General features: G+C 41.8%; 6 protein-coding genes. All 6 read left to right on the forward strand.

Going from position 1 to position 6138, the window contains the following annotated elements; genetic code table 11:
* The first annotated feature begins 17 nt into the window (after window positions 1-17).
* The 6 genes from AAAY30_RS08600 (at window position 18) to AAAY30_RS08625 (ending at window position 5978) form a co-directional block, all read left to right on the forward strand.
* The gene (locus AAAY30_RS08600) at window positions 18-848 is read left to right on the forward strand and encodes a prephenate dehydrogenase (protein WP_022234406.1); all 831 of its coding nucleotides are present in this window, start codon (window positions 18-20) and stop codon (window positions 846-848) included.
* A gap of 14 nt (window positions 849-862) precedes the next feature.
* Window positions 863-1912 (forward strand): 3-dehydroquinate synthase, encoded by a 1050-nt coding sequence (gene aroB / locus AAAY30_RS08605; protein ID WP_117705722.1) that lies wholly within the window; start codon window positions 863-865, stop codon window positions 1910-1912.
* Window positions 1913-1925: 13 nt separating this feature from the next.
* On the forward strand, window positions 1926-3197 hold the full coding sequence (gene aroA, locus AAAY30_RS08610; RefSeq protein WP_337781968.1) for a 3-phosphoshikimate 1-carboxyvinyltransferase: 1272 nt from the start codon (window positions 1926-1928) through the stop codon (window positions 3195-3197).
* Entirely contained in the window at window positions 3178-4248 is a 1071-nt protein-coding gene (aroC, locus tag AAAY30_RS08615; RefSeq protein ID WP_195411252.1) for a chorismate synthase, read from the forward strand. The genes aroA and aroC overlap by 20 nt, the downstream gene beginning before the upstream one ends.
* 14 nt (window positions 4249-4262) lie before the next feature.
* Complete coding sequence (locus AAAY30_RS08620) at window positions 4263-5402, forward strand: chorismate mutase (protein ID WP_302197112.1); 1140 nt, start codon at window positions 4263-4265, stop codon at window positions 5400-5402.
* A 219-nt stretch (window positions 5403-5621) separates the two neighbouring features.
* Window positions 5622-5978 (forward strand): hypothetical protein, encoded by a 357-nt coding sequence (locus AAAY30_RS08625; RefSeq protein WP_249375986.1) that lies wholly within the window; start codon window positions 5622-5624, stop codon window positions 5976-5978.
* The last annotated feature ends 160 nt before the right edge of the window (window positions 5979-6138 follow it).

Raw genomic sequence — 6138 nt, forward strand, 5'->3', positions numbered from 1 at the left:
TTCGGAGGCACTGAAAAATGAACATTGCCGTTATCGGTCTTGGTATTATAGGCGGCAGCTTTTGCAAGGCTATAAAAAAATATACCGACAACTTTGTAATCGGTATTAACAGAACGCAGGCAACAGCAGAAAAGGCGCTTGAGGCGGGCGCAATCGACAAAATCGGTACTCCCGAAAGCCTCGGTGAATGTGATATTATAATTTTGGCACTTTATCCGCAGGCTGCGGTAGATTTCATAGAAAAATACGGCAGCTATATAAAAAGCGGCGCTATTGTAACCGACAGTTCGGGAATTAAGCGAGCAATTTGCCCAAGTCTTTCTGCTCTTTCAAAAAAATACGGCTTTGTATTCATCGGCAGTCACCCAATGGCAGGCAAAGAAACCAACGGATTTGATGTTTCGGAGGCTGACCTGTATAAGAACGCAAGCTACATAATTACTCCGTGCGGAGCACCTGAGGATAAAATTGAAATTCTTGCCAATCTTGCAAGAAAAATCGGTTTTGGCACAGTTAAAATTACCACTCCCGAAGAACACGACAGAATGATTGCATTCACCTCACAACTCCCCCATGTGTTGGCTTGTTCTTATGTAATGAGTCCGTGCTGCCCAAATCATAAGGGATTTTCAGCCGGCAGTTATCGTGATGTGTCACGAGTTGCAAATATCAATTCACAACTTTGGAGCGAACTTTTCCTTGAGAATCGTGAACCGCTTATTACCGAGCTTGACATACTCATTGACAATATTACAAAAATTAAAGACGCAATCAAAGCAGAAGACAGAGAAACTCTTGCAGAATTATTGGAGCAGGGACACAAGGTAAAAACTGCTCTCGGCGAATAGAATTGAGGTGCATTATGAGAACAGTCAGAGTAGATACGGGCAAGCCGTATGATATTTGCATTGAAAGAGGAATACTTGACAAATGCGGCGAATACGCAAAGGCTCTTTCAAAGGCAGAAAAGGTTACTATAATTTCAGACAGCAATGTTGCTCCGCTTTATATGGACAGAGTGAAAAATTCTCTTGAAAAAGAGGGATTTAAAGTTGCAACACATATTTTTAAAGCAGGTGAAGAGCAAAAGCACCTCGGCTCTATTGCGGAAATGTACAACACACTTGCGGAATTTTCTATGACAAGAAAAGATATTGTTGTAGCTCTCGGCGGCGGTGTTGTGGGCGATATGGCAGGCTTTGCCGCTGCAAGCTATCTGCGTGGAATTGATTTCATTCAGATTCCTACCTCTCTCCTTTCACAGGTTGATTCATCTGTAGGCGGAAAAACAGGCGTTGATTTACCGCAGGGCAAAAACCTTGTCGGCGCATTTCATCAGCCTATTGCCGTATTGATTGACCCCGACACGCTCAAAACCCTTACCGATGATTATATTTGCGACGGTATGGGTGAAGTTATAAAATACGGCTGCATTAAAGACGAAAAGCTCTTTGAAAATCTTGAAAATCAAAATGCACTTGAGCATATTGAAGATATTATCGAAATCTGCGTTTCAATAAAGCGTGATGTTGTAAACCGTGACGAAAAAGAGGCAGGCGAAAGAAAGCTCTTAAACTTCGGTCACACTCTCGGACACGCTATTGAAAAAATCTATAACTTTAAAGGCATAAGCCACGGAATGGCTGTCGCAATCGGTATGGTGCTTATTACAAAAGCAGGTGAAAAACACGGAATTACCGAAAAAGGCACAGCCGACAAAATTTGTGCGCTTTGCAAAAAATACGGTCTGCCGACTACAGATAAATCTACCTTTGAGCAGATGGCACAGGCTGCAAAAGGCGATAAAAAGACAGCAGGCAGCTCAATTGACCTTGTACTTTTAACAAAAATAGGCGACAGCTTTACAAAGAAAGTTGAACTTGCCAATCTCTGCGACTTTATCACAACCTGATTGGAGGATACATATGTCTGATGTAAAATTCAGCCCGTTTGTTCCAAACGGAACTGTAAATGTACCGCCGTCAAAGAGTGATGTTCACAGAGCCATAATCTGCGCAGCCATGGCAAACGGAGTAAGCAGAATTTCTCCCGTTGCCCTTTCAAACGATATTAAGGCAACTATCGGCTGTATTAAAGCACTTGGCGCTGACGCTGTACTTGAAAACAATGTTCTCACAGTTGACGGTACAAATATGTATAAAAACAAAACCGCTTTGCTTGATTGCGGAGAAAGCGGCAGTACATTAAGATTTTTTATTCCGATTGCCGCTGTCGGCAATATTAACGCAACATTTGTGGGCAAAGGCAAACTTCCGCAGCGCCCTATCGGAATATTTACAGAGGCTTTGCCAAAGGCGGGTACCGTCTGCAAAACCGAGGGAGGACTTCCCCTTGAAATCAAAGGTCAGCTGAAAAGCGGAATTTTTGAAATTCCCGGCAATGTAAGCTCACAGTTCATCACAGGACTTTTGCTTGCTCTGCCGATTCTTGAGGGTGACAGCGAAATTGTACTCACTTCCCCGCTTGAAAGCGTTGGTTACATTGCAATGACTATCCGCACAATGAAACAATTTGGTGTGAATATTCAAGCCACAGAAAAAGGCTGGCATATTAAAGGCGGTCAATCATATAAGACTTGCGACTATACAACAGACGGTGACTGGTCACAGGCGGCTTTCTTTATGGTGCTCGGCGCTGTCAGCGGTAAAGTAACCGTAAAGGGAGTTGCAAAGGATTCCACGCAGGGCGACAAGAAATGCGCTGAAATTCTTGCCCGATTCGGCGCTAAAGTTACTCAGCTTGACAACGAAGTAACTGTTGAAAAAAGAGAATTAAAGGCAATCACCATTGACGCATCTCAAATTCCCGACCTTGTTCCCGTACTTTCGGTATGTGCGGCATTTGCAGAGGGCACGACAAAGATTATCAATGCCGAAAGATTAAGAATAAAAGAATGTGACCGACTGAAAGCCACCGCCGAATTGCTGAATAATCTTGGCGGCAAAGTAAAGGAACTTTCGGACGGACTTGAAATCACAGGGGTTTCTTCTCTTAAAGGAGGAAATGTAAACGGCTACAACGATCACAGAATCGTTATGTCTGCCGCTGTTTGCGCCGCAAGAAGTGATGAAGATATAACCGCCACTTTTGCAATGAGCATTAACAAAAGCTACCCCGATTTTTATATAGACTACAACAGCATAGGAGGAAAGGCAAATGTCCTCGACCTACGGTGAAAAAATAAAAATTTCTGTCTTTGGCGAAAGCCACGGCAACGGTATAGGAGTTGTAATCGACGGACTTCCTGCCGGCGTAAAAATTGATATGGACAAAGTGCTTGTTCAGATGTCAAGACGAGCTCCCGGCAAAGACAAAACCGCAACCCCACGCAAAGAAAGCGACCTGCCAAAGGTACTTTCCGGTATGCTTGGAGATACTCTTACAGGCGCACCGTTATGTGCGGTAATTGAAAATACAAACACAAAAAGCGGCGACTACGGCAATCTTCTCAATTGTCCTCGTCCGGGTCACAGCGACTACACGGCTTATGTTAAATATAACGCAAGCAACGATATTCGCGGCGGCGGTCATTTTTCGGGCAGACTTACCGCTCCTATAGTTTTTGCGGGTGCAATCTGCCGTCAGATTCTTGAAGAAAAAGGTATTAAAATTGCCGCTCATATTGCAAGCATCGGCAATGTAAACGACAAATCTTTTAACCCTGTTTCTATTGACGACAAACTTATAAATAAATTAAACAACAGCTCTTTTGCACTTATTGACGATTCGGTCGAAGAAAAAATGCGTGCAGAAGTTGAATCGGCAAGACTTGCTCAGGACAGTATCGGCGGTACAATCGAATGTGCCGTAAGCGGAATTGAGGCAGGCATAGGCGAGCCGATGTTTGAGGGTGTTGAGGGTGTAATCGCAAAAGCTGTTTTCGGTGTGCCTGCAATAAAGGGCATTGAATTCGGCAAAGGCTTTGAACTCTCTAAAATGCGTGGATCACAGTCCAATGATCCTTTTGAATACAAAGACGGCAAAGTTGTAACAAAAACCAACAACTGCGGCGGTATTCTCGGCGGTATCACAAACGGTATGCCTGTTATATTCAGAGCAGGAGTAAAGCCTACTCCGTCTATTTCTAAAGAACAGGACACAGTCGATTTGCAGAAAAAAGAAAATGCAAAACTTGTTATAAACGGCAGACACGACCCGTGTATTGTACCGAGAGCCGTGCCTGTTATTGAGGCTGTCACAGCCGTTGCTATATTAAATCTTTTATAATAAGGATGAATAAAATGAGAAATCTTTCAGAAATCAGAACTGAAATTGACAGTATAGATGAACAGATTATTGAACTTTTCAAAAAGAGAATGGATTGTGCCAAAGAGGTAGGTAATTACAAAAAAGCCAACAACATCCCTGTTCTTAATCAAGCAAGAGAGAATGAAATTCTTGATTCAATCGAAAAGCGTGGCGGTGAATACGGTTCATATGCAAGACTGCTTTACTCAAATATTATGGAGCTTTCAAGAGCTTTACAACATAATATTGTCGGCAGTGGTGCAGATATAAAAGAGGTTATCAGCAATGTTGAAACCGAGATACCGAAAACCGATGTTAAAGTCGGTTATCAGGGCATTAAAGGCGCTAACGGTCACGAGGCAACAATACGCCTGTTCCCAGATGCGGAGGCACATTGCTATAAGTCTTTCGGTGATGTTTTTGACGCAGTTGATAAAGGAGAAATTACATTCGGCGTACTTCCTGTTGAAAACTCAAACGCAGGCTCGGTTTCTGCCGTATATGACCTAATACTTAAGCACCGTTTTTACATTGTCGGCGCACTTGATTTGCCTATTGATTACTGTCTTGGCGGTTTAAAACAGGCAGAGTTTTCGGATATTGAAAAGGTATGGTCGCATCCGCAGTCACTTTCACAGTGTGCAGACTACATTGCAAAAAATAATTTTGACTCTACACCATGTTCAAATACAGCAATTGCCGCTCGTGATGTGGCAAAGGAAAAGCGCCTTAATGTTGCGGCTATCTGCTCATACAAGGCGGCAGAGGAATACGGTTTAAAAGTGCTTGACAATCATTTGCAGGATAACGATAAAAACACAACAAGATTTATTGTTATTTCCAAAAAGCTGTTCATCACACCCGATTCAAACAAAATCAGCCTTTGTTTCTCACTTCCTCATGTTACGGGTTCGCTTTACGGCTTACTTTGCAGATTTAATTCTCTCGGTCTTAACCTTACGAAAATTGAATCTCGCCCACGCCCAAGCAGTGACGAGGGATTTGAATACCTGTTTTACCTTGATTTTTCAGGCAATGTAAGCAGTAAAGAGGTTACAGACCTTATAGCACAGTTAAGTGCGGAAATGCCTGAATTCAGCTTTTTGGGAAACTATTGCGAATATTCAAAATGATTATAAATATATTTTTAGCTTTTGTATATTAATCGACAGAATGTTTTGATTATGTGCAAAACGCTCAAAATTTATTGACAATTTTTGCAAATTAAGTATTGCATTGCATAAATTTTATGATATAATATGCTTATTAAAGTGATAATTCATTTTAATAAGCATTTTTATTTTGAATAATTATTGGACAAAAATAAAAACATAATTGATGAGGTGTTTAATATGGATGATAATAAAAAATTAATTTGCGCCGCAGCCGGTGCACTTGGCGCACTTGTAGCAGTATCAGCTACCGTGTTTGCTATAAAACAGCACAAGAAAAAACAAAACGCAATGCTCCTTGAAGAGCTTGACCTGTGCCTTGACGGCGATGATATTGCGGAACTTGCAAATGAAGCCGAAGAAACAAAAGCTCCCGAAACCGCAGAAGAACCAAAAGCTGAAGAACCCACAGAATCCGCACCTGTCGCAGAGGAAAAGGTTGAAGAGAAAGCAGAAGAAAAGACAGAAGAAACTGTTGCAGAAAAAACTGCCGAATCAACCGAAAAGCCGGTACAGTGCGAAAATACAGAAGAATAATTGTTAAAACTTAAGTGCCTTGCCATATGCAGGGCACTTTTTTTGTCAAAATTTTCAATAAATTATGGTTTAGCGGAGTGTCGGTCGGGCATTGAAATTTAGCTAACGCTAAATTATCCTCCCAAAAACAAAAAAGTTTACTCAATTTTTTCAAAAATTG

The sequence above is a fragment of the Ruminococcoides bili genome, assembly GCF_040093295.1.
Lineage (GTDB): Bacteria > Bacillota > Clostridia > Oscillospirales > Acutalibacteraceae > Ruminococcoides > Ruminococcoides intestinale_A.

What these genes read in the sequence shown, in the direction of transcription:
- aroA (WP_337781968.1), top strand. Translation starts at nt 1,926, where the DNA reads ATGTCTGATGTAAAATTCAGCCCGTTTGTTCCAAACGGAACTGTAAAT.
- AAAY30_RS08620 (WP_302197112.1), top strand. Translation starts at nt 4,263, where the DNA reads ATGAGAAATCTTTCAGAAATCAGAACTGAAATTGACAGTATAGATGAA.
- AAAY30_RS08600 (WP_022234406.1), top strand. Translation starts at nt 18, where the DNA reads ATGAACATTGCCGTTATCGGTCTTGGTATTATAGGCGGCAGCTTTTGC.
- aroC (WP_195411252.1), top strand. Translation starts at nt 3,178, where the DNA reads ATGTCCTCGACCTACGGTGAAAAAATAAAAATTTCTGTCTTTGGCGAA.
- AAAY30_RS08625 (WP_249375986.1), top strand. Translation starts at nt 5,622, where the DNA reads ATGGATGATAATAAAAAATTAATTTGCGCCGCAGCCGGTGCACTTGGC.
- aroB (WP_117705722.1), top strand. Translation starts at nt 863, where the DNA reads ATGAGAACAGTCAGAGTAGATACGGGCAAGCCGTATGATATTTGCATT.